This window comes from Kineosporia sp. R_H_3 (assembly GCF_002198675.1).
Lineage (GTDB): Bacteria > Actinomycetota > Actinomycetes > Actinomycetales > Kineosporiaceae > R-H-3.
The window spans coordinates 1-20,941 of the sequence record NZ_MWLL01000246.1 but is presented as its reverse complement, the minus strand read 5'-3'; the positions used below and the strand labels follow the sequence as shown (position 1 = coordinate 20,941).

Below are 20,941 nucleotides of genomic sequence, written 5' to 3'. Positions count from 1 at the left end.
CGGCCGGTTCACCGGCCCGCGCGACCGTCCCGGCATGACCACGACCCCCACCCTGCCCCTCGCGCCGCCCCCGACGGCGCCGCTGCCCCTCACCGGGCCCGGGCCCTCCGGCCGGATGCGCGTCGTCCGGGTCCTGCTCCTCCTCGAGCTCGTCGTCGCCCTCGTGACGACGCTCGAGGCACTCGTCGTCGCCGCGGTCGGCATGGGCACCCCGGTGCCGGCCGTGCTCACCGCCGCGGTCGCCGTCGTCCTCGCCCTGGCCGCGCGGGACGCCGGCCGCGCCGCGCCCGGCGCCGTCCGGCGGCGCTGGCTCGTCCTCGCCGTCCAGGTCGTCTTCCTCGCCGCGGCCGGCGTCGACGTCACCATCGCGATGCTCGAGGGGGTACCGCCGCTGCTCCTCCCGGCGCTCGTCCGGATCGCCGTCCCCGCAACGGTTCTCGTGCTCCTGCGCGGTGAGCGGTGAACCGGCTCGCGCACGGCGGGGGGCACGTCGAGGGCGAGCCCGGCAGCTACGTCGGGTCGCTGCTCTACGACGTCGCGCCCGAGCACGTGCCCGCACTCGTGGTGCTCGCGCTGCTCCCGCTCGTCGCCGTGCTCGTGCACCGGCTCCCCGCGGTGCTGCCGCCGGTGCCGTGGCTCGGCCGGCTGCGCGCACTGCCCGCCGAGCGGGCGCTCGCGGTGTGGGCGCTCGTCGCGTCGGCCGCCGTCCACGTCGCGCTCGTGCCGACGCACGGCCTGTCCGGCTGGTCGGTCGCGTTCGCCGTCGACGCCGGGCTGCTCGGCTGGGCGGCCCACCGGCTCGTCACGGGCCGCCGCCGCGCCGGCCTCACGGCGGCGCTCGTGCTCGCCGGCTCGCTGCTCGGGCTGCTCGCCGGCCTCGCCGCCCGGCACATGCCGGACCAGGTCGCCATGGCGTGCAAGGTCGTCGAGGTGACGGGGCTGCTCGCGCTCGGTGCACCGGTCGGTGCGGGCCGGGCCCGCCGCGTGCTCGCGACGTCGGGCGTGGCGGCGGGGACCGCGCTCGTCGTCGTGGGGGTCTGGGCGGTCGGGCTGAGCGCCGGTCACGGCGACGGCGAGGACGGGCACCACGCCGGTTCGCCCGCGGTCGGGGTCGCCATGCCGGCCGGGGACGGTGAGGACCCGACGGTCGCGCAGACCGCGGCGGCCGAGGACCTCTACCGCAGCACGGTCCGCTCGCTCGCGCGGTACGCCGACCCGGCGGCCGCGGTGGCCGCCGGCTACGCGGCGACGGGCATCCGGGGGCACGACTTCCACGCCGACAACCCGCGGTACACGAAGGACGACGCCACGCTCGACCCGGACCGCCCCGAGACGCTCGTCTACGCGCTGCGCGACGACGGCACCCCGGTCCTGCTCGGGGCGATGTTCCAGGTCGAGGGGCTGCGCACGCACGGGCCCGCGGTCGGCGGGCCGCTCACGACCTGGCACGCCCACGAGCAGGTCTGCTTCGCGCTGCTGCCGCCGTCGCTCGCCGGGCTGACCTCGCCGCTCGGGGTGTGCCCGGCCGGCTCCGTCACCGTGGCGCTGACCAACGAGATGATCCACGTCTGGACGGTTCCCGGTGCGCCGCAACGGTTCGGGGATCTCGACGAGGGCTGGCTGAAGCAGCACGTCCTCGCGGTGCCGGCGCCCTGACGGGCCCTGACGCGGACGGCCGCTGACGCGGACGGGCGGCGCCCCCTCGGGGTGCGCCGCCCGCCCGCGCGGTCGTCCGGCCTCAGCCGGCGGAGATCACCGGCTCAGCGCCCAGGTCGTCCGGGCCAGGGTGTTCTCCTGGCCCGTGAAGCCCTCGAACAGGTCGAACGTGTCGGTGACGAAGTCGACGTCCCGGTCGTCCGCCGTGCCGCCGACACCGTCCGGGCCGACGCCGAAGAGGTTGCCGTAGCCGAAGCCACCGGCGTCCATGAGCGACGCCTGCTCGTCGGTGTTGTCGGTGTGGAAGCTGCCGAGGGTGTGGCCGACCTCGTGCGAGACGACGTTGCCGACCGCCTGGCCCACGAACCGGACCCGGTCGCTCCGCGGGCCCATGTACGTGTTGAGCGAGTACGGCGGGCTGTTCTCGACGTCCCCGAGGGTGCCGGGCTCGCTGAGCGCGTCGAGGAGCACGAGTGCGCTCTCCTCGCGGGCGAAGTTGCCCGGGTCGATGGACGGCGCGATGCCGATCGTCGCGACCCCGGACTCGTCGATGGTGCCGCCGACGACGACCCGCATGACGCCCTGGCCGCCGTACGGGTCCTTCTTCACCTCGTCGCTCGTGACGACCTTGACCGAGACCGTCGTGCTCAGGCCCGAGGCGACGAGGTCCTTCTGCAGGTTCTCGACGACCGTCGCCTTGATCTTGCGGCCCAGCGCCTTGCGGTCACCGGCCTTGATCCCCCAGCCGGGCAGGAAGCTCGACAGCGGCGAGAGCGTCGTCACGCCGCGGCCGAAGACCGAGTTCGTGTTGAGCCGCTGGCCGTCGTAGTCGAGGAAGACCGTCTGCCGGACCTTCCCCGTCCCGCCCGGCCGGTACGCCTCGACCTGCAGCGTGTACGGCCCGTCGCCGCCGGAGACCTGGACGTAGTACGTGCCCTTCTTCGGCGCGACGGTCTCGGCGACCGCGTTGCCGCCGCCCGGCAGCGGGGTGTTCGTCGGGTAGATCCCGGACGCGTCCTGCGCGGAGCCCATGAGCTCGGTGCCCTTGGCGTCGAGGAGCGTGACGACCTTGCCGGAGCCCGCGACGTTCGTGCCGAGCACGTCACCGGCGGCCAGGGCGACCTTGTAGGTGTCGGTGTCCCCGGCTCGCGCGGCCAGGTCGAGCGCGTAGTTGCCCTTGGACACCGTGACCTTGCCGGTGCCGAGGTCGATGATCGTGAAGCCCTGGACGCCGACGTAGTAGCGGCCGGTGGTCTTGACCGGGGCCTGGATCGACGGGTTGAAGAAGTCCGGGTCGAAGAAGCTGTCGGCCAGGAAGTTCCCCTGCTCGTCGAGGAGGAAGATGATCGGCTCGAGGTCGCCGCTCGTCGTCCGCAGGTCGACGTCGAGGATCTGACCCGCGGTGAGGTCGAGCGCGTAGAGGTCGGCGTCCGTGGCCCCGGGCTCGTCCGGGTTCGGCGGGTTGTCGCCGATGAAGCCGGTCGTCGTCGCGCCGCCGCGCACCGTCGAGACACCGGTGACCCCGGCGGTCTCGAAGGTGCTGTCGTCCTCGACGTTGGGCTTGATCTTCGCCAGCGTCGGCCTGGGGGCCGCCGCCTGGTCGCCGGTGACGTCGGCGGCGTTCTTCGCGGGGCGACGGGTCCCGAAGCCGGGGATCCGCTGGGCCGTCGCGAGGGTGTCGTTGCCGCCGCGGGTGCCGGCCGGCTCGGACTCGGTGACCGCGCGCCGGCCGGAGCCGGACGGCGGCTTCACGGTGCCCGAGGACCGTCGGCTCTGGGTGGAGACGCCGCCGCCGGTGTCCGCCTGCGCGGCCTCCTTCTCGAGGGCCTCCTTGCGGGCCCAGCCGGCGACGTCCCGGACGCCGGGACCGGTGGCCAGGCGCGGGTCGGGCCCGACCGTGACGAGCTGGCCGTGCCGCTTGTGGATGACGGCCTGCGCGCGCATCGTCGTGAGCCATGCGGGTGCCGGGCCCGCCTTACGGGCGGAGACCGCCTGGGCCTTGGCGAGCCCTGCCGTGGTGACACCGTCGGCCGGTGCACCTGCGGCGGCGAGCGCGGTGACCACCAGGGCCCCGACCGCTGTGCCGACGGCGGCGCGGCGTCTGCTGGATCCGATCCTCTTCATGTGCGGTTCCCCCGAGTCCTTCCCCCGAGCGCGGACCCGCCCGGTCGAGCGGGCTGCCCGATCTTCCCGTGCTGCGGTGGTCCGTGTGGGGAGAACCGACGAGAAACTGTGACCGATCGTGGGTGTGGGCCTACAGAGGGTTGCTGTCGCGGAGCGTGCCGACCGGCGCCGCGACGTCGAGGGAGAGGGACGTACCGAGCCGGCGGACGGCGGCCAGCGAGGCGAGCTCCGGGGCCTCGGCCGCGACCGCCTCCCGGAACCGGTGCTCCGCGAGCGGTGCGAGGGCGTCGAGGAGGCGGACGAAGACGCCGGTGGCCTCCGTGCGGGGCCAGTCCGCCGGGAGGAGCGCCGCGGGCAGCGACGGCTCGTCGTCCACGAGGCCGCGCCAGGCCTCGAGCGCCTCGGCGCGCAGCCGCAGAGCGGTGCGCGGTGAGACGGCGCCGGCCGCGAGGTCGTCGAGGACCGGGGCGTACGTGCGCGTGAAGCCGCGGTAGCGGTCGGCGAGCGTCGCGAGGTTCCACACCGCCGTCGGGTGGCCGACGCCGTCCCCGGGGTGCAGGACGGACGAGCGCATGACGGTCGCCTGCTCGACGCCCAGGTCGGCGAGGAGGCGGACCAGCGCGTCGTGGGAGGCGTTGGGAGAGGCCCACACGCCGTCGTAGAGCGGCCCGAACCCGAGGCGGCGCAGCCCGGCGCGCAGTGCGTGGCGCACCTCGCGCCGGTCCTCCGAGACCGAGAAGGCCACGACGAGCCAGGTGCCGTCCCAGGCCTCCTCGACCGGTGCCGTCGACGCGACGAGCGCGTCGCGGGTCGCCGCGAGGCCGGCCCGCGCCGGCGGCGACAGGCGGTAGAAGGTGTTGCGACCGCTCTTGCGGGCGTCGAGCGTGCCGCGGCGCAGCAGGCGGCTCAGGGCCGCCCGCGCGCTCGCCGTCGTGACGTCGAAGTCGCACACGAGGTCGACGAGACTGGCCGAGGGCAGGTGCTCGTCGCGGTCGAGCCAGTAGTCGCCGAGCAGGGTCGCCATGACGTGCTGGGGGTTCGCACCGCTCTGGCTGCGCGGGAGGCCTCCCGCGTCCTCACCGGGTCCCGGGGACAGCATGGCAGTGCCTCCCTCGACGCGACGGGCCATGTCGCGCGACGGGTTCCACGGCGAGGAAGGCCGGCCCCGCCGCTGAGCCGTGCTTCTCACGCCTCTGTGGCCTGATGGTAGGCACGGACGATCGTCGTCACGTGGCGCGACCGCTGATATATCTGCACCCGCCCGGGGCGGCACCGGGCCCGGCCGTCGATCACGTCCGCCGGGAGCCCTCGGCGACGGCCCAGCGCGCGACCTCGTCGAGCGCCGCGGCGTACCGGTCGGTCCGGGCGCGCGCCAGCGCCGGGTCCCGCTCCGCGAACAGCCGCTCCCAGTCGAGCGGAACAGGGCGGACCAGGCTCGCGGGCCGGGTCAGCAGCAGCGCGAAGAGGCGTGAGAGCGGGCCGTCCACGAGGCCGACGACGTCGCCGAGGACGGCGTTGCGCCCGGCCCGCGCGACGAGCCGCCAGCCCCGGGACCGGTTCTCCGTGAGGCCGGCCGGGTCGTCGGCCGGTGACGTCATGAGGGCGACGATGCGTCGCGCCTCGTCCGGCGTCGCGTGCCGGACCGCGAGCCCGACGAGCGTCGGCGCCAGGCACGCCCACATCTGGACCGTGTCGAGGACGTCCTGCGGCGTCGTCGTGGTCACGACGTAGCCGGCCCGGGGCAGGGTCAGCACCAGGTGCTCGTGGTCGAGCCGCGCGAGGGCCTCGCGGACGGGGGTGATCCCGAGGCCGAGCTCGGCCGACAGCGCGCGCTCGGTGAGCCGGGCACCGGGGGCGAGGTCGCCGTCGATGATCCGCCGGCGCAGCGCGGCCCACGCCGAGTCCGCCAGGGACCCGGGCGGTGCGTCGCCCGGCTCGCCGACCGGCGGCCCGGGATCAGGGAGGCGGTCGAGCAGCGGCCGGACTGTGGCCCGGAATGCCTCGATCTCGGCCGTCGCCCGGTGCGCGGCGCGTTCGGTGTCCCGGGTCGCGAAGAGCTCGGTCCAGGTCGGTGCGGCCGGCGCCGGCAGCGGGGTGCCGTGCGGCAGGACCGTGCGCAGCCGCAGGAGGTGCCCGTCGAGCAGCCGGTACACGTCCGCGAGCAGCCCGTTGCCGGCCTCGGCGGTCATGAGGCTCCAGGCCCGGCTGCGGTCCTCGAGCGTCCCGTGCGCCGACGGGGTGTCCGCCCAGGTGCGCAGGTCGTCGTCGAGGAGGGCGCAGATCCGCTGCGCCGCCTCCGGGGAGGCCCGGCCCACCGCGAGCGCGACGACCCGCGGGCGGATGACGGCCCAGACCTCGAGGCAGTCGCGGACACCTGTCGCGGTGACCGGTGCGACCCGGTAGCCGCGGCGGGGCATCGTCACGACGAGCCGCTCCCGGTGGAGCTGGGTCAGGGCCTCGCGGACCGGCGTCAGGCCGAGGCCGAGGTCGGCGGCGAGCTCGCGGGCCGTGACGGCCGTGCCGGGGGCCAGCTCGCACCGGGTGATCCGTCGCCGCAGCAGTGCGTACGCCTCGTCCGCCCGGGAGAGCATCGTGCTGCGACGGTTCGGCACGTGTCGGGCCTCCCTGGTCGGTGGTCCGTCGCCGGTTGGTGATCAAGATTAGCGAGAAGGGGTGTCGGTCACAGGTCGGCACGGCCAAGGTGGGCAGAATGTGATCGTAGGTTCACTTTCTGTCACGCAGGTGTGGGTGCGGACGGCGCCGTGCAGGTCGACGTGCACGGTGGTGTGCAGGCGGGGTGGATCCTGCGCGCCGGTGCGCAGCGTTCTCATGACCTGCACGACGACGTGCCGGCAGATCTGCACAGGGCCGGGTCGCCAGGTGGGGCACCGAGCGTCGCGGCACGTGCTCGCACAGGTCTGTGCATCTGATCTCGCCATCAAGTGCGCTGCTTAACTTGCACGTATATGTGCAGCCTTCTAGGGTTGATCGCATGACGACCTCCCTCTCCGAGACGGCGGGGGCCGTCCTCGTCCGCCGTCGCGACGCGCTCGCGAACCGGATCGCCCTCCTCGACGCCGGGCTGGCGGCCCTCACCCGGGACCCCGACGCCAGCCTGGAGAGCGTCGCCCGCGAGGCGGGCCTGTCCCGGCGCACCGTCTACGGCCACTTCTCGTCACGCGAGGAGCTCGTCGCGGCGATCGCGACCCGCGCCGGGGACCGGCTCGTCGCCGTCCTCGACGCCGTCGACACCTCCGCCGACGACCCGGCGACCGCACTGGCCCGGTTCGAGCTCGCCGTGTGGCGCGCCGCCGAGCCGTTCCGCTTCCTCGGTGCCCTGGCCGCCCGCTCCGAGCACCGCGACCGGGCGCTGGAGCGCCTCGAGCCGTTGCGCCGGCGCCGGGCCGCCCTCGTCCGGGCGGGGCAGGACGAGGGTGTCTTCCGGGTCGACACCGACGCCGACGTCCTCGCGCGGGTCGCCGGGCAGGTCGTGCTCGCCGTCTTCGACGAGGTGCTCGAGGGCGCCGTGGACCCCGCGGCCGCCGGCCGGCTCGTCGCGACGAGCGCGCTCGCCGTCGTCGGCGTCGCGCCGGCCAAGGCGTCCCGCTGCGCCGACGCGGCCGCGGCCGCCGATGCCTGACCCCGCCGCGGGCCCTCGGTCCGGGCGGTCTCCGGACGGCGTCCGGACCCGGCCCAGGCTCGTGCTGTGATCCTCTCGTCACGGCGGCCCCCGGGTGGCACAGTGGCGCCGTCCAGACGCCGGTGACGAGGGAGTCCCATGGCCGCGAACGCCGTCCCGCCCTTCCGCGCCGACCACGTCGGCAGCCTCCTGCGCCCGCCGCGCCTGCTGGCCGCGCGGGCCCGCCGGGCGGCCGGCGAGATCGATGCGGACGCGCTGCGCGCCGTCGAGGACGACTGCGTGCGCGAGGCCGTCGCCCTGCAGGCCGAGGCCGGGCTGCGGACGGCGACCGACGGCGAGTACCGCCGGACGTCCTGGCACATGGACTTCATCTACGCCCTCGGCGGCGTCGACCCGACCGACGAGCGCCTGCGGGTGCACTTCCGCAACGCGGCCGGTGAGCTGGATTTCGACACCCCGGCCATGCGCGTGCACGACCGGGTCACCCTGCCGCGGACCGTGTTCGGCGAGGCCTTCTCGTTCCTCCGGGACGCGGTCTCCGCCGCCGGGACCGGGGCGACGCCGAAGCTGACGATCCCGTCGCCGAGCATGGTCCACTACCGGGGCGGCCGGGCGGCGATCGACGCCGACGTCTACCCCGACCTCGACCGGTTCTGGGCCGACCTCGTGGCCGCCTACCGGGCGCAGGTCGCCGGTGTCGCGGAGCTCGGCTGCACCTACCTCCAGCTCGACGACACGAGCCTGGCCTATCTCAACGACCCGGCCCAGCGCGAGCTCGTCGCGGGTCTCGGCGGTGACCCGGAGCGCCAGCACGAGCACTACATCCGCACGATCAACGCAGCCCTCGCCGACCGGCCCGAGGGCCTGCGGGTCACGACGCACATGTGTCGCGGCAACTTCCGTTCGTCGTGGGCCGCCGAGGGCGGCTACGACTACGTCGCCGAGGCGCTCTTCGGCGGCCTCGAGGTCGACGGGTTCTTCCTCGAGTACGACGACGCCCGCTCGGGCGGGTTCGAACCGCTGCGCTTCGTGCCGCCGGGCCGGTTCGTCGTGCTCGGCCTCGTGACGACGAAGAGCGGGGCGCTCGAGAGCAAGGACGCGCTCAAGCGCCGGATCGACGAGGCGGCGCGGTACGTGCCGCTGGAGCAGCTGTGCCTGTCGCCGCAGTGCGGGTTCTCCTCGACGGTCGAGGGCAACGCGCTGACGTGGGAGGAGCAGCTCGCCAAGCTCCGGCTCGTCGTCGAGACGGCCGAGGAGGTCTGGGGGTAGGCGCGTGCGGCGCCCCGCTCAGAGCGCGCGCATCCGGTTGTTGCGCGGGTTGTGCTCGACCTCGGCGAGGCCGAGCTGCTCCAGCAGGGGCGGCAGGTACATCCCGAACCGGCCGCGCAGCCCCTTCTTGAGGCCGTACCAGCCGCCGACCGGGTTGTCGGCCGCGCGGCCCCAGGCCTCGACGGTGCCGGGCCTGGCGTCCTTCTGCTCGTCGGCGCTGCCCAGCTCCATCCAGTCCCCGTGGGCCTTGAGCATCGCCGCGAGGTCGTCGACGCAGCGCCGGTCGTAGTGCAGGACCGTCTTCCCCACCCGCACGACGACGACGTCCGTGCCGCCGACGGTGTCGAACCAGGCCTCGTACTCGGACGTCAGCGGCGGGGTCCGCAGGGTCCACGGGTTCTCCGGCGTGCCTGCCTCGGCGGTCATCGACGTCCTCTCGTCCGGTCGGGCCGCGACCGGCCCGGACGGACAGCCTGGCAGCACGAAGCTGACATCTTCTGTCATGTTCCTGTCTCGGACGATCTCCTCGGCCGGGTGTCACGCCGTACTGTCGTGGGGTGCGCGCGGCCCGGCTGCTGACGATGATGCTCACCCTGCAGCGGCGCGGCCGCATGACCGCCCAGGAGCTCGCCGACCTGCTCGAGGTGTCGCCGCGGACGGTGCTGCGCGACGTCGAGGCCCTCAGCGAGGCGGGCCTGCCCGTCGTGACGACGCAGGGCTACGGCGGGGGCATCGCCCTGCTGGACGGCGTCCGCGGGCTCCCCGCCCAGCTCTCCCACGACGCCGCGGAGGCGCTGTGGCTCGTCGGGTTCCCCGGTCTCGCCGAGGCGCTGGGGATGCGCGCCGGCGCGCAGGCGGCCAGGACCGCCGTCGGGGCGGCGCTGCCCGAGCCGGTCCTGCGGACGGCCGCGGCCCTCGAGGGCTGGCTGCACGTCGACCTCACCGCGGCGGACGACGGCCCGGTCGAGGCCCTGGCCGTCGTCGCGCGGGCCGCCCGGGAGGGGCTCGAGATCTCGGTGCCCGCCGCCGCCGGCGGGCGGGAGGTGCTCGCCCCGCTCGCCCTCGTCCACGCGGGCACCGGTTGGTGGCTCCTGCACACCGGGCGCGCCGGCACCGTCGTCCGGGCGACGCAGGTCGCCGGGCTCGGCGAGGTCCGGCTGCTCGGGACGACGTTCACCCGGCCGGAGGGCTTCGACCCGGCCCGGGCCTGGGCCGCACTGGGCCGCGACCGGGCGGCCGTGCGACCCTGACCCGCATGGGACGTCGGCTCGAGGTCGTCGGGGCGTGCGCGCTCGACTGCCCGGATGCGTGCTCGTGGGTCGTCACCGTCGAGGAGGACGACGCCGGCGGCCGCCGCGCGGTGTCGCTGCGCGGCAACCCCGAGCACCCGTTCACCCGGGGCGGCCTGTGCGCCAAGGTCAACCCCTACCTGGAGTACGCCGCCTCGCCGCGGCGGCTGCTGCACCCGTTGCGCCGGGTCGGACCCAAGGGCGGCAACGACTTCGAGCGGATCTCCTGGGACGACGCGCTCGACCTCATGGCCACGAGGATCCGGGACGCCGTCGAACGGCACGGCGGCGAGTCGGTCTGGCCGTACTCGGCGACCGGCACGATCAGCGTGCTGCAGGGCTGCTCCGGCTCGGGCGCCCGGCTGTTCAACACCCTCGGCGCGAGCCGGCACGTCGGCAACATCTGCTCGCCCGCCGGCCACGCCGGGATGGGGTTCACCGTGGGCGCGGCCGCGAGCATGGACCCGGCCGACCTGCGGCACTCCGGGACGATCGTGCTCTGGGGCACGAACACCCTCACCTCGAACCTGCACCTGTGGCCCTTCGTCACGCAGGGCCGCGACGCCGGTGCCCCGCTCGTCGTCGTCGACCCGATCCGCACCCGGACGGCGGCCCGGGCCGACCTGCACCTCGCGCCGCGGCCCGGCACGGACGGCGCGCTCGCGCTCGGCGTCATGGCCGGCCTCGTCGCACGCGGCGCGGCGGACGAGGAGTACCTGGCGGCGCACGCGCTCGGCTGGGAGGAGTTCCGGGACACGGTGCTCGCGCGCTGGAGCCCGCGGCGTGCCGCCGAGGTGTGCGGCCTCGGCGTCGAGGAGGTCGACGCCTTCGCCGACCTCGTCGCCGCGCACCGCCCGCTCGGCATCCGCACCCTCATGGGCGTGCAGCGGCACGGCGGGGCGGCGGCCGCTGTCCGGCTCGTGTCCTGCCTGCCGGCCGTCACCGGCGACTACGGCCGCCTCGGCGGCGGGACGGCGTACTCGACCGGGCGCTTCTACGGGTTCGACGACGCCGCGCACCAGCGGCCCGACCTGCGCCCGGCCGCCCCCGGTCGCGGCCTGGTGATGTCCCGGCTCGGGCGCGAGCTCCTGACGCGCGACGACCCGCCGGTCGAGGTGCTCGTCGTCTGGGCCGGCAACCCGGTCGTCTCCAACCCGGACCAGCGCACGACGCGCGCCGGCCTGGCCCGGGAGGACCTCTTCACGGTCGTCGTCGAGCACACCCTCACCGACACCACGGCGTACGCCGACCTCGTGCTGCCCGGCGCGATGCAGCACGAGCAGTTCGACCTCGTCGACTCCTACTCCCACCTGTACGTGCAGCTCGCCCGGCCCGCGGTGCCGCCGCCGGGGGAGTGCCTGCCGCACACGGAGATCTTCCGCCGGCTCGCCGCCCGGCTCGGGATCACCGACCCCGCGGTGCTCGCGAGCGACGAGGAGCTGCTCCGGGATGCCATCGGCGACGAGACCCGGGGGATCCCGGGCGTCACCTTGGAGTCGTTGCAGGAGAAGGGCTTCCAGCGGATCGACGTGCCGGAGCCGTTCCTGCCTTTCGCCGAGGCGTTCCCGACGCCGTCCGGCCGCTTCGAGTTCGTGAGCGCGACGGCCGAGGCGGCCGGGGCCGGCCGGCTGCCGGACTACCGGCCCCCGCACGAGGCGCTCGACGGCCTCGCGCTCGTCAGCGCGGCGAACCACTACCTCGTGAACTCGACGTTCACCGACTCCCCGAAGCACGACCGCGCCGGCGACCCGGTCGTGCTCGTGCACCCGAACGACGCGGCGGAGGCAGGCGTCACCGACGGGGCCGCGGTGCGTGTCGGCAACGACCGGGGCGCCTTCGTCGCCGTCGTCACCGTGACGGACGCCGTCCGCCCGGGGGTCGCGGCGACGACGAAGGGCCTGTCCCGCGGCCGGTTCCCCGACGGGTCGACGGTCAACGCGACGACGTCGGACGCGCTGTCGGACCACGGCGGCGGCGCGACGTTCCACGACAACCGGGTGCGGCTCACTCCGGTGGAGGACCCGGCCCGGTAGGCGCCCGGCCGGGCCCGGCCGCGGAGCACTACAGGGAGCGGCCCGGCGTGCCGATCAGGGTCGGGATGAGCACCCCGACGACGCCCCTCGCCTCGCCCGCCCGCCTGCTGCGCGCCGCGGCGCCGCTCCTCGTGCTCGGCGTGCTCGCCGCCGCCGTGGTGGTGCTGCACCGGCACCTCGCCGACTACCCGTGGCACCGGCTCGGCGGGGACCTCGCCGCGCTCGGGGCCGGGCCGGTCCTGCTCGCGCTCGGCGCCACCGTGGTCTCGTACGGCGCGATGACCGGCTACGACGCCCTCGCGCTGCGGTACGTGGAGCACCCGCTGCCGTGGCGCCGCTACGCGGCGGCCTCGTTCGTGGCGACCGCCTTCGGCAACTCGCTCGGCGCCTCCGCCGTCGTCGGCGCCGCGCTACGGGCACGCGTCTACTCGGCCTGGGCCGTGCCCGGCTTCGCCGTGACCCGGATCATCGGCTTCAACCTCGTGACCCTCGGCCTCGGCTGCGCCCTCCTGGCGGGCGTCGGCGCCGTCGCCGACCCGGCAGTCGTGGGTGCGGCACTCGGCACCACGCAGCCGGTCGCGCTGGCCGGCGGCGCCGCCCTGCTCGCGGCCGTCGGCCTGTACGTCGCCTGGTCGGGCGCCGGACGCCGTCCGGTGACCGTGCGGGACTGGCGGGTCGACCGGCCCTCCCGGCCGCTCGCCCTCGCCCAGGTCGCGCTGTCGACGCTCGAGTGGCTCGCGATGGCGGCCGTCCTCTTCGTGCTGCTGCCCGACGGCACCGGCGTCGGTTTCGCGACGTTCGCCCCGCTCTTCGTCGTCGCGACGGTGGCCGGGCTCGTGAGCAACGTGCCCGGCGGCCTCGGCGTCTTCGAGACCGTCCTCCTGCTCGCCCTCGGCGGCGCCGTGCCGCCGGAGCGGCTCGTCACGGCCCTCGTCGCGTACCGGTTCGTCTACTTCCTCCTCCCGCTCGGGGCCGCCGCCGTCGTCCTCGCGGGGCTCGAGCACCGGCGCGACCGGGCGGCGCTCGGCAGCCTGCTCGCCCGGGCCGGGCTCCTCACGCCGTCCGTGCTCGGCCTCGGGGTCGGCGGGCTCGGTCTCGTGCTCGTCGTCACCGGCGACGTCCCCGGTGACTCGGCCGCCCCGGACATGACGGCGTTCACCGCGAGCCTCGCGGGGGTGCTGCTCCTGCTGCTCGCCCGTGGGCTGCACCGGCGGCTGCACGGTGCGTGGGTGCTCTCGCTCTCGACCCTCGCGGCCGTGCTCGCGGTGGCGGCCACCCATGACGCCCGGGGCGTCGCCGGCACCTCCGCGCTGCTCGTGGTCCTGCTCGTCATGGCCCGCGGCGCCTTCCACCGCACGATGTCGGTGCTCAGCGACCCGCGCGGCTGGGGCTGGTCGCTCACCGTCGCGGCGAGCGTCTCGGTCCTCGTCTGGTGGCACGACCTGTGGACCGGGAGCGCGCTCGTCGACGGCCGGACCGTGCTCGCGGCGTCGGCCGCGGGCGACGCCCCCGTGCACGTCCGGGTCGGGCTCGCCGTCGGCCTCGTCGGGGTGGTCCTCGGCGGCAGCCGGCTCCAGGCCCCCGGCCGCGCGGCCCTCACGGCGACGGACGACGAGATGCGCCGGGCGGAGCAGGTGCTCACCCGGTCGACGCACGGCAACGCCTGCCTGCTGTGGACCGGCGACAAGCGGGTGCTCTTCTCCGGCGCCGGGAACGCCCTGCTCATGTACCAGGTGCGGGCTCGCAGCTGGGTCGTCATGTCGGACCCGGTCGGGGACGAGGCCGAGTTCGACGACCTGCTCGCGCGGTTCGTCGACGAGGCCGACCGGGCGTGCGGGCGGCCGGTGCTCTACAGCGTCCGCGAGGACCTCGCCGACCTCTACCGCCGTCACGGCCTGACCCTCGTCAAGCTCGGCGAGGAGGCGACCGTCCCGCTCAGTGGGTTCTCCATGGAGGGCAAGCACCGCGCGAAGCTGCGCTCGGAGTGCCGGGCGAGCACCCGGGCCGGGGTCGAGATCGAGGTCGTGGAACCGGCGGACGTCGAGGACCTGCTCCCCGAGCTCGCGGCGGTCTCGGACTCCTGGCTCGCCGAGCGCAACGCCAGGGAGAAGCGGTTCTCCCTGGGGGCCTTCGAGCCGGACTACGTCCGGCGCTTCCCCGTCGTCGTCGCCCGTCTCGAGGGCCGGGTCGTCGCGTTCGCGACGCTCTGGACGAGCGGTGCCCGGCACGAGGTGAAGATCGACCTCATGCGCCGGCTGCCCGACGCGCCGCGGACCGTCATGAGCCACCTCTTCGTCGAGGCGATGACCTGGTCGCGGGATGCGGGCTACGCCTCGTTCAGCCTCGGGATGGCGCCGCTGTCCGGGCTGCGCACCGACGGCACCGGCACCTTCTGGGACCGCGCCGGGCACTTCCTCTGGTCGCACGGCGAGCACTTCTACAACTTCCAGGGCCTGCGGCAGTTCAAGGAGCGGTTCGACCCGGTCTGGGAGACCCGCTACGTCGCCTCGCCCGGCGGCCCCGCACTGCCGGTCATGATGCTCGACGTCGCGGCGCTCGTCGCGGGCGGCGTCAAGGGGCTCGTCGCCCGCTGACCCGCCCGCCGGCCGACCCGGCCGTTCAGACCGACGACGGCCAGACCGGCGACCGCTTCTCGAGGAACGCGTCGATGCCCTCGGCCGAGTCGGCGCCCGCGAGGTCGGTGACCATCGCGCAGCCCGCGACCTCGTACGCCTCACCGATCCCGGCGTCGATCTGCGCGTAGAAGGTGCGCTTGCCGTTGGCGAGGACCGGTGCGCTGCGGGCCACGACGACGTCCGTGAACCGTGCCACGGCGGCGTCGAGGTCGGCCGCCGGGACCACCCGGTTCACCAGGCCCCAGTCGAGAGCCGTTGCGGCGTCGACCATCTCGCCCGTGAGCAGCAGCTCCATGGCGCGCTTGCGGCCGATGCTCCGGGCGACCCCGACGGCCGGCGTCGAGCAGAAGATGCCGATGTTCACCCCGGGCAGGCCGAACCGGGCGTCGTCGGTGCACACCGCGAGGTCGCACATCGACACGAGCTGGCACCCGGCGGCGGTGGCGATCCCGTGCACCTTCGCGACGACGGGCTGCGGCAGCTGCGTGAGGCGCAGCATCATCGCGGTGCAGGCGTCGAACAGGCCCTGCTGCCAGGCGTCGTCCCCGGTGTGCGCGCGCATCTCGGCGAGGTCGTGCCCGGCGCTGAAGCCGCGCCCGGACCCGGTGAGGACGACGGCCCGCACGGCCGCGTCGTCCGCGATGTCCCGCAGGTGCCCGTCGAGGGCGGCGATCATCGCGGCGGACAACGGGTTGAACCGGCTGCCGCGGTTCATCGCGAGGGTCGCGACACCGCCCGCGTCGGACCGCAGGACGTACGGCTCGTCGGCCGGGGACTGGCTCATGCGCACCTCGCTGGACGGCTCACCGGAACGACTCGCTCGACCGCGCGCTCTCGCGCAGCACGTTCTTCTGGATCTTCCCCGTGCTCGTCTTCGGCAGCGCGCCGAAGACGACGCTGCGCGGCACCTTGAAGTGGGCCAGGTGCGCGCGGCAGTGCTCGACGAGCTCGTGCTCGGTGGCGGTCGCGCCGTCCCGCAGCTCGACGTACGCGCGCGGGGTCTCGCCCCACTTCGGGTCCGGGGTGGCGACGACGGCGGCGAACGCGACGGCGGCGTGCTGGTAGAGCACGTCCTCGACCTCGACGGAGGAGATGTTCTCGCCGCCGGAGATGATGACGTCCTTGGCCCGGTCGCGGATCTTCACGTACCCGTCCGGCTCCCGGACCGCGAGGTCGCCCGAGTGGTACCAGCCGCCGGCGAAGGCCTCCTGCGTCGCGGCCGGGTTCTTCAGGTAGCCCTTCATGACGACGTTGCCGCGGAAGACGATCTCGCCCATCGTCTCGCCGTCCGCGGGGACCTCCTCGCCGGTCTCGGGGTCGAGCACCGTGACGGCGTCCTCGAGCAGGTACCGGACGCCCTGGCGACCGTTGGCCCGGGCCCGCTCCTCGAGGTCGAGGTCCGCCCACTCGTCCTGCTTCGCCGCGACGGTCGCCGGTCCGTAGACCTCGGTGAGGCCGTAGACGTGGGTGAGGTCGATGCCGATCCGCTCCATGGCCGCGATGAGCGAGGCGGGCGGCGGCGCGGCCGCGACCATCGCACTGATCTGGTGGTCGATCCCGTCGCGCAGCTCCGCGGGGGCGTCGACGAGCATCTTGTGCACGATCGGGGCACCGCAGTAGTGCGTGACCTTCTCCTCGCGGACGAGCCGGTAGATCTCCCGGGCGTCGACCCGGCGCAGGCACACGCTCGTGCCGGCGTTCGCCGCGAGGGTCCACGGGAAGCACCAGCCGTTGCAGTGGAACATCGGTAGCGTCCACAGGTAGACGCTGTGCCGGGGCATGCTCCACGTGAGGATGTTGCCCACGGCGTTGAGGTGCGCGCCGCGGTGGTGGTAGACGACGCCCTTGGGGTTGCCCGTCGTCCCGCTCGTGTAGTTGAGCGAGATGGCCTGCCACTCGTCGACGGGCTGGGTGCGGCGGTAGCCGGGGTCACCGCCGGCGAGGAACGCCTCGTACTCGACCGTGCCGATCCGCTCGCCGCCGCCCGTGAACTCGCTGTCGTCGACGTCGACGACGAGCGGCGTCACCGAGGCCGCCTCGAGGGCCTGCCGGACGACGCCGGAGAACTCGCGGTCGACGAGGAGCACCGTCGCCTCGCCGTGGTCGAGGATGTGGGCGATCGTCGGGGCGTCGAGCCGGGTGTTCACCGCGTTGAGCACGGCGCCGGTCATCGGGACGCCGAAGTGCGCCTCGAGCATCTCCGGGGTGTTCGCGAGGACGGCCGCGACGGTGTCGCCGGGACCGACGCCGTGCGCCTCGAGCGCGGACGCGAGGCGGCGGCAGCGGTCGCGGTACTGCGTCCACGTGTAGCGCCGCGCACCGTGGACGACGGCCGGCCGCTGCGGGTAGACGTCCGCGGCCCAGTCGAGGAAGACCAGCGGGGTGAGGGCCGCGAAGTTGGCGGCCGTCCGTTCGAGCCCGGTCTCGTAGATCCCGCTCATGCCTGCTGCCAGCTCCCGGTCCTCGTCGACGCCTCTGCCTGCGAACAGTAGGCGGCGTGCGAGGGTGGCGGAAGGACCGGCGGCCCGGCATGGGTCACAGCCGCGGGCATCGCGCACGTGCGGCCGGTCCGTCTGGAGGGGACGTGCTCGACCTGCTCGACTGGCGCCGCCGGGTGGCCGCGCTCTACGCCGACGTGCGCGCCGCGGACGCCCCGCGCGCGGCGCACGACCTGTGGCGCCGCGGCCGGGACGACCTGTTCGCCCACCACCCGCAGAGCCCGCTCACCGACGAGGCCCGGGCCGGTTTCGGTGGTCTGCCGGTGGCGCCCTACGACCCGGACCTGCGGTTCGACGTCGCCGTCGAGCCTGCCCCCGAGGAGGCCGGACCGAGCACGTGGACGGCGCGGACCGGCTCGGACGGGGACGTCCCGTTCACCCGGGTGGGCGTCGTCCGGCTGCCGGGGCTCGGCGCGCTCGACGTCTGGTGGCTCGGGTCGTACGGCGGCGGGATCTTCCTGCCGGTCCGGGACGCCGCGCCCGACACCTACGGCGGCGGCCGGTACGTCCTCGACACGGTGAAGGGCGCCGACCTCGGGGGCGGACGGCGGGCACGGCCCGCGGGGTCAGCCCGGGACGTCCGGGCCGGCCGGCTCGTCGTCGACCTCAACTTCGCGTACAACCCGTCGTGCGCGTACTCGCCGGCGTGGACGTGCCCGCTGCCGCCGGCCGGCAACACCCTGACGGTGGCCCTCCCGGGCGGCGAGCGCACCCCGCCGTACACCTGATCCGCGGTCGTCGACCGGCTCCCGGGCGACCGCCCCGGATCCGGTCGACCGGGGCGGATCAGCCGCGGGCGAGCACGCGCGGGTGGTCGCGCCAGGCCGGCATCCGTGCCATGTACGCGAGGGTGGCGGCCTCGAGGTCGGCGCGCGGGGCGTCCGGCTCGCGCCGGGCCTGCCACGCGACCATCCGCTCGAAGCGCTCCTCGAACGCCTGGAGGTTGCCCTCGGCGTCCGTGCAGTGGGCGCAGTAGCGCCCCGTCTCGATGGGCATGCCGCAGCTCTCGCAGCCGGTGCTCGTCGTCATGTCGGTCTCCTCCTGGTCGGGTTCTCGTCGGTGCTCGGCCCGGCGTCGTCGTCGGCGGCGACGAGGGCACGGACGCCGCGCACGAGCGCGGCGCGGTCCTGCGGGGTCATCCGGGCCACGGCGCGGGCGAGCAGGTCGACGGACAGCACCTCGCGGTCCCGGTCGAGCAACGCCAGCCCGTCGTCGGTGAGCCAGACGAGCGTGCGCCGCCCGTTCGCCGGGTCCCGCTCGCGGGCGAGCAGCCCCTTCCCGGCGAGCTGGGTGACGATGTCGCTGACGACCGACTGGGCCCGGTCCAGGTGCTGCGCCATCTCGCCCACGGTGAGCGGCCCGGTGTGCGCGAGATGGGTGAGGACCGCGCGCGAGGCCCCGCTGAGCTCGGAGCGCTTGCCGTCGCGCCGGTGGAACCGCAGGTAGGCCTGCTGGTAGGCGCGCTCGAACGCCCGGGCCACGTGGACGGCGTCCTGCTCCTCGTCGGGCCCGTCCCCCGCGCCGTCGATCCGCACGTCGATCTGCACGGCCGTCAGCCAACGCCCGCACCGACCCATCGTCAATCCCGATGGTTGTGCCGCCCGCGTTCGGCAGCCGCGAACGCCCCGCCCGGCACCCGCGAGGGCCGACCTACCCTGCCCCGATGAGCATCGTCGACAGCGCAGACCTCGCCGCGCGGGCCGCGGCGATGGAGGCCCGGATCCGGACCTACTTCGACGGCTGCAACGCCGCCGACGTCGAGGGGATGGTCGCCTGCTTCGTCCCGGACGCCGTCCACTACTTCCCGCCGGGGATGTACGGCGGCGCGTGGCGCGGGGCCCGGGTCATCGCCGAGCGGTGGGCCGCGTCCGTCGCGACCCGCGGCTCGGCGTGGACGATCGACCGCCTCGTCTGCGACCCGGCGAGCCACCAGGCCGTCATCGAGTGGAGCCACTTCAAGACCGCCGAGGGCACCGTCCTGCGCGGTGACGAGTGGTACGTCTTCGAGCCGGAGACGTTGCTCGTCAAGGAGATCCGGGCCTACTACGCCTCCCCGCAGGACCCGTCCCTGGTCCGCCTCGAGCTCGGCGACTTCGACTACGCCGGCCGCGGCTACGCCCTGGAGTGCCCCGTCCCGCGGCCGCACCCGTCGCAGCAGGGCTGACGCGCCGCCCCTGACGGCAGCGCCCCGGCGCGGCAGACTCGGCGGATGGCGACCTGGGACGACGTCCGCACGATCGCGCTCGCGCTGCCGGAGGCGGTCGAGGAGACGAGCCGCCGGGGCACCCTGTCCTGGTCGGTGCGGCGCAAGGGGTTCGCCTGGGAGCGCCCGCTCGGCAGGGCCGGCACGGCAGAGCTCGGGGACGCCGCACCGACGGGTCCCGTGCTCGCCGCCATGGTCGACGACCTCGGCGTCCAGCAGGCGTGGGTCCAGGCCGACCCGGCGGTGTTCTTCGTCATCGCCCACTTCGCCGGCTACCCGGCCGTCCTGGTCCGGCTCGACGAGATCGAGGTCGACGTCCTGCGCGAGGTCGTCGTCGAGGGCTGGCTCGCGGTCGCCCCGAAGCGGCTCGCGGACGCGTTCCTGGCGGCCGGGGAGCACCCGGATGCCGGGGACGACCCCGAGGTCTAGCGTGGCGCGCATGAGCGACATGCGCTACCGCCCGCTCGGGGACAGCGGCCTCGTGGTCTCCGTGGTCGGCCTGGGCTGCAACAACTTCGGCCGCCGGATCGACCTCGAGGCGACGCGCGCCGTCGTCGACGCCGCGCAGGACTGCGGGATCACGCTCCTCGACACCGCCGACACCTACGGGGCGAGCGAGGAGTTCCTCGGCGAGGTGCTCGCCGGCCGCCGGGACGACTTCGTGCTCGCGACGAAGTTCGGCATGGACCTGCACGGCGCGCTCGGGAACGACGGCGGGGCGCGGGCGTCGCGGCGGTACGTCCGCCGGGCGGTCGAGCGGTCGCTGCGCCGGCTGCGCACCGACCACGTCGACCTCTACCAGCTGCACCGGCCGGACCTCGTCACCCCGGTCGAGGAGACGCTCTCGGTGCTCACCGACCTGGTCCGCGAGGGCAAGGTCCGGTACATCGGCTCGTCGAACCTCACGGGCTGGGAGGTCGCGGACGCGGACTGGACGGCGCGCACGCACGGCTACGAGCGGTTCGTCAGCGCGCAGAACGAGTACAGCCTCCTCGAACGCGGCGCCGAGGACGACCTCGTCCCCGCGTGCGAGCACTTCGGCATCGGCCTCCTGCCGTACTACCCGCTCGCCAACGGGCTGCTCACGGGCAAGTACCGGCGCGACACCCCGGCTCCCGAGGGCACCCGGCTGCACGGCCGGCAGGACTACATCACCGACGACCGGCTCGACACCGTGGAGGCGCTGACCGGCTTCGCGGGGGAGCGCGGGATCGGCCTGCTCGACGTCGCGATCGGCGGCCTCGCCGCCCGGCCCGCGGTCGCGTCGGTCATCGCCGGTGCGACGCGTCCCGAGCAGGTCCGGGCGAACGCCGCGGCCGGGGCCTGGCTGCCGACCGGCGACGACCTCGCCGCGCTGGAGGCACTGCTCGACGAGCAGTGACGCGAGTCCGTCGTCGCACTGGGTGGCGTCCGGATCCTGGGACGGCCGGACCGCAGGACGCACCAACGCGCCGGAACCGCGGCGTGTCGGCGCCGGGAGCGCTCTTGTGACGGTCTGCGGTACGACGGTCCCACGATGTGGACGGCGGTCGGCAGCCAGGCCCCGGCCGCGGCGTTCGCCCGGACCTGCTCGGGACGCGTCGCACCGGCGAT

The 20,941-nt window shown here is 75.0% G+C and carries 19 protein-coding genes; 11 read left to right on the top strand and 8 right to left on the bottom strand.

Annotated elements, in window-relative coordinates:
- Positions 1–34: 34 nt before the first annotated feature.
- On the top strand, positions 35–463 hold the full coding sequence (locus tag ECOMGDLI_RS30695) for a hypothetical protein (RefSeq protein ID WP_088320622.1): 429 nt from the start codon (positions 35–37) through the stop codon (positions 461–463).
- A complete protein-coding gene (locus ECOMGDLI_RS30690; protein WP_088320621.1) occupies positions 460–1,656 on the top strand; it encodes a hypothetical protein in 1,197 nt (398 codons plus the stop codon). The genes ECOMGDLI_RS30695 and ECOMGDLI_RS30690 overlap by 4 nt, the downstream gene beginning before the upstream one ends.
- A gap of 96 nt (positions 1,657–1,752) precedes the next feature.
- Here the strand turns inward: ECOMGDLI_RS30690 and ECOMGDLI_RS30685 are convergent, their stop codons facing one another.
- The 3 genes from ECOMGDLI_RS30685 to ECOMGDLI_RS30675 form a co-directional block, all read right to left on the bottom strand.
- Positions 1,753–3,780 carry a PPC domain-containing protein gene (locus tag ECOMGDLI_RS30685; protein ID WP_088320620.1) on the bottom strand — a complete coding sequence of 676 codons (2,028 nt, stop codon included), beginning with the start codon at positions 3,778–3,780 and terminating at the stop codon, positions 1,753–1,755.
- A 130-nt stretch (positions 3,781–3,910) separates the two neighbouring features.
- A complete protein-coding gene (locus ECOMGDLI_RS30680) occupies positions 3,911–4,879 on the bottom strand; it encodes a PaaX family transcriptional regulator C-terminal domain-containing protein (RefSeq protein ID WP_158221220.1) in 969 nt (322 codons plus the stop codon).
- A gap of 190 nt (positions 4,880–5,069) precedes the next feature.
- A complete protein-coding gene (locus tag ECOMGDLI_RS30675; protein ID WP_088320618.1) occupies positions 5,070–6,392 on the bottom strand; it encodes a GntR family transcriptional regulator in 1,323 nt (440 codons plus the stop codon).
- A gap of 380 nt (positions 6,393–6,772) precedes the next feature.
- Here ECOMGDLI_RS30675 and ECOMGDLI_RS30670 point away from each other — a divergent pair, with 380 nt between their 5' ends.
- Together ECOMGDLI_RS30670 and ECOMGDLI_RS30665 are read left to right on the top strand one after the other, a co-directional pair.
- Positions 6,773–7,420: a TetR/AcrR family transcriptional regulator gene (locus tag ECOMGDLI_RS30670; protein ID WP_088320617.1), complete on the top strand. Its 648-nt coding sequence runs from the start codon at positions 6,773–6,775 to the stop codon at positions 7,418–7,420.
- A gap of 138 nt (positions 7,421–7,558) precedes the next feature.
- Entirely contained in the window at positions 7,559–8,689 is a 1,131-nt protein-coding gene (locus ECOMGDLI_RS30665; RefSeq protein WP_088320616.1) for a 5-methyltetrahydropteroyltriglutamate--homocysteine S-methyltransferase, read from the top strand.
- 18 nt (positions 8,690–8,707) lie between these two features.
- On the opposite strand, the gene ECOMGDLI_RS30660 is transcribed toward ECOMGDLI_RS30665, so the two are convergent.
- Positions 8,708–9,115 (bottom strand): DUF6855 family protein, encoded by a 408-nt coding sequence (locus ECOMGDLI_RS30660; protein ID WP_088320615.1) that lies wholly within the window; start codon positions 9,113–9,115, stop codon positions 8,708–8,710.
- A 131-nt stretch (positions 9,116–9,246) separates the two neighbouring features.
- Here ECOMGDLI_RS30660 and ECOMGDLI_RS30655 point away from each other — a divergent pair, with 131 nt between their 5' ends.
- The 3 genes from ECOMGDLI_RS30655 to mprF are packed head-to-tail and all read left to right on the top strand — an operon-like array spanning position 9,247 to position 14,605.
- Positions 9,247–9,939 carry a YafY family protein gene (locus ECOMGDLI_RS30655; RefSeq protein ID WP_088320614.1) on the top strand — a complete coding sequence of 231 codons (693 nt, stop codon included), beginning with the start codon at positions 9,247–9,249 and terminating at the stop codon, positions 9,937–9,939.
- A 5-nt stretch (positions 9,940–9,944) separates the two neighbouring features.
- Entirely contained in the window at positions 9,945–12,011 is a 2,067-nt protein-coding gene (locus tag ECOMGDLI_RS30650) for a molybdopterin-dependent oxidoreductase (RefSeq protein ID WP_088320613.1), read from the top strand.
- A 47-nt stretch (positions 12,012–12,058) separates the two neighbouring features.
- Positions 12,059–14,605 (top strand): bifunctional lysylphosphatidylglycerol flippase/synthetase MprF, encoded by a 2,547-nt coding sequence (gene mprF, locus ECOMGDLI_RS30645; RefSeq protein WP_233153694.1) that lies wholly within the window; start codon positions 12,059–12,061, stop codon positions 14,603–14,605.
- A gap of 25 nt (positions 14,606–14,630) precedes the next feature.
- Here mprF and ECOMGDLI_RS30640 read toward each other — a convergent pair whose 3' ends face one another.
- Both ECOMGDLI_RS30640 and ECOMGDLI_RS30635 read right to left on the bottom strand, forming a co-directional pair.
- A complete protein-coding gene (locus tag ECOMGDLI_RS30640; RefSeq protein ID WP_088320612.1) occupies positions 14,631–15,431 on the bottom strand; it encodes an enoyl-CoA hydratase in 801 nt (266 codons plus the stop codon).
- Positions 15,432–15,450: 19 nt separating this feature from the next.
- Positions 15,451–17,088 (bottom strand): acyl-CoA synthetase, encoded by a 1,638-nt coding sequence (locus ECOMGDLI_RS30635; protein ID WP_088320611.1) that lies wholly within the window; start codon positions 17,086–17,088, stop codon positions 15,451–15,453.
- Positions 17,089–17,177: 89 nt separating this feature from the next.
- Here ECOMGDLI_RS30635 and ECOMGDLI_RS30630 point away from each other — a divergent pair, with 89 nt between their 5' ends.
- Entirely contained in the window at positions 17,178–17,873 is a 696-nt protein-coding gene (locus tag ECOMGDLI_RS30630) for a DUF1684 domain-containing protein (RefSeq protein WP_088320610.1), read from the top strand.
- Positions 17,874–17,931: 58 nt separating this feature from the next.
- Here the strand turns inward: ECOMGDLI_RS30630 and ECOMGDLI_RS30625 are convergent, their stop codons facing one another.
- Both ECOMGDLI_RS30625 and ECOMGDLI_RS30620 read right to left on the bottom strand, forming a co-directional pair.
- Positions 17,932–18,174, bottom strand: a complete 243-nt coding sequence (locus tag ECOMGDLI_RS30625; protein WP_088288483.1) for a hypothetical protein — start codon at positions 18,172–18,174, stop codon at positions 17,932–17,934.
- Positions 18,171–18,692: a MarR family winged helix-turn-helix transcriptional regulator gene (locus ECOMGDLI_RS30620; RefSeq protein ID WP_088320609.1), complete on the bottom strand. Its 522-nt coding sequence runs from the start codon at positions 18,690–18,692 to the stop codon at positions 18,171–18,173. The genes ECOMGDLI_RS30625 and ECOMGDLI_RS30620 overlap by 4 nt, the downstream gene beginning before the upstream one ends.
- Positions 18,693–18,808: 116 nt before the next feature.
- On the opposite strand from ECOMGDLI_RS30620, the gene ECOMGDLI_RS30615 reads away from it, so the two are divergent.
- Genes ECOMGDLI_RS30615 through ECOMGDLI_RS30605 form a run of 3 tightly spaced genes read left to right on the top strand, consistent with a single transcriptional unit; the run spans position 18,809 to position 20,729 of the window.
- Positions 18,809–19,309: a nuclear transport factor 2 family protein gene (locus ECOMGDLI_RS30615; RefSeq protein ID WP_088320608.1), complete on the top strand. Its 501-nt coding sequence runs from the start codon at positions 18,809–18,811 to the stop codon at positions 19,307–19,309.
- Between the two features lie 45 nt (positions 19,310–19,354).
- Positions 19,355–19,777, top strand: a complete 423-nt coding sequence (locus ECOMGDLI_RS30610; RefSeq protein ID WP_088320607.1) for an MmcQ/YjbR family DNA-binding protein — start codon at positions 19,355–19,357, stop codon at positions 19,775–19,777.
- A 19-nt stretch (positions 19,778–19,796) separates the two neighbouring features.
- Positions 19,797–20,729 carry an aldo/keto reductase gene (locus ECOMGDLI_RS30605; protein WP_369812813.1) on the top strand — a complete coding sequence of 311 codons (933 nt, stop codon included), beginning with the start codon at positions 19,797–19,799 and terminating at the stop codon, positions 20,727–20,729.
- Positions 20,730–20,941 lie beyond the last annotated feature (212 nt).